The sequence below is a fragment of the Massilia sp. UYP32 genome (assembly GCF_050434365.1).
Lineage (GTDB): Bacteria > Pseudomonadota > Gammaproteobacteria > Burkholderiales > Burkholderiaceae_D > Telluria > Telluria timonae.
In genome coordinates this window covers 1-1034 of the sequence record NZ_JBNDIK010000077.1, presented here as the reverse complement: position 1 = coordinate 1034, position 1034 = coordinate 1, and the positions used below count along the sequence as shown (strand labels likewise).

The 1034-nt window shown below is 48.8% G+C and carries 2 tRNA genes and 2 rRNA genes; all 4 read right to left on the bottom strand.

Going from position 1 to position 1034, the window contains the following annotated elements:
* Positions 1-455 (bottom strand): 23S ribosomal RNA (locus tag ABIB42_RS25945); the annotation flags it as partial.
* Between the two features lie 241 nt (positions 456-696).
* Positions 697-772, bottom strand: a tRNA-Ala gene (locus ABIB42_RS25940).
* Positions 773-792: 20 nt separating this feature from the next.
* Positions 793-869, bottom strand: a tRNA-Ile gene (locus ABIB42_RS25935).
* Positions 870-951: 82 nt separating this feature from the next.
* Positions 952-1034 (bottom strand): 16S ribosomal RNA (locus ABIB42_RS25930); the annotation flags it as partial.

Genomic DNA, 1034 nt, shown 5'->3' with positions numbered 1-1034 from the left:
CTGGTTCACTATCGGTCGATTACGAGTATTTAGCCTTGGAGGATGGTCCCCCCATGTTCAGACAGGATTTCTCGTGTCCCGCCCTACTTGTCGTACGCTTAGTACCACCGGTCTGATTTCGCATACGGGGCTATCACCCACTATGGCGCCACTTTCCAGAGGCTTCTGCTATCAGTCCGACTATCACGTACAGGCTCATCCCATTTCGCTCGCCACTACTTTGGGAATCTCGGTTGATTTCTTTTCCTGCAGCTACTTAGATGTTTCAGTTCGCCGCGTTCGCTTTGCATACCTATGTATTCAGTATGCAATGACCTAAAAGGCCGGGTTTCCCCATTCGGAAATCTGCGGATCAAAGCTCGTTTGCTAGCTCCCCGCAGCTTATCGCAAGCTACTACGTCCTTCATCGCCTGTAATCGCCAAGGCATCCACCATGTGCACTTATTCACTTGTCCCTATAACGTTGGCCTCTTCATGAGTTAAAGAGATCGTCATAGATCAAGAGTACAACTATGTTTGCTTGATACAAATTACTACTACCCTAAGTGTGTTTTACTTGTCATTGCTGACTAGCTCAACACGCTTAAAAAAACTTTACTTCTTCCAGATTGTTAAAGAACGAAAAAACAGTGATCTCGAAAAGATCAAACCTAAACCGCACTTGGTTATCTCAACCAGGCTTACGTTTGAACTTTATGGTGGAGGATGACGGGATCGAACCGACGACCCCCTGCTTGCAAAGCAGGTGCTCTCCCAGCTGAGCTAATCCCCCATTAGGGTGCGCTGATATCTTGGTAGGGCTGGTTGGACTCGAACCAACGACCCCCGCGTTATCAACACGGTGCTCTAACCAGCTGAGCTACAGCCCCGATAAAACTGTTCTTTACTCGTTCAACAGTCGATAAGCGTGGACGCTTGATGATGGGTCGTTAGACCCCGGTGCTACTCTAGAAAGGAGGTGATCCAGCCGCACCTTCCGATACGGCTACCTTGTTACGACTTCACCCCAGTCACGAATCCTACCGTGGTAAGCG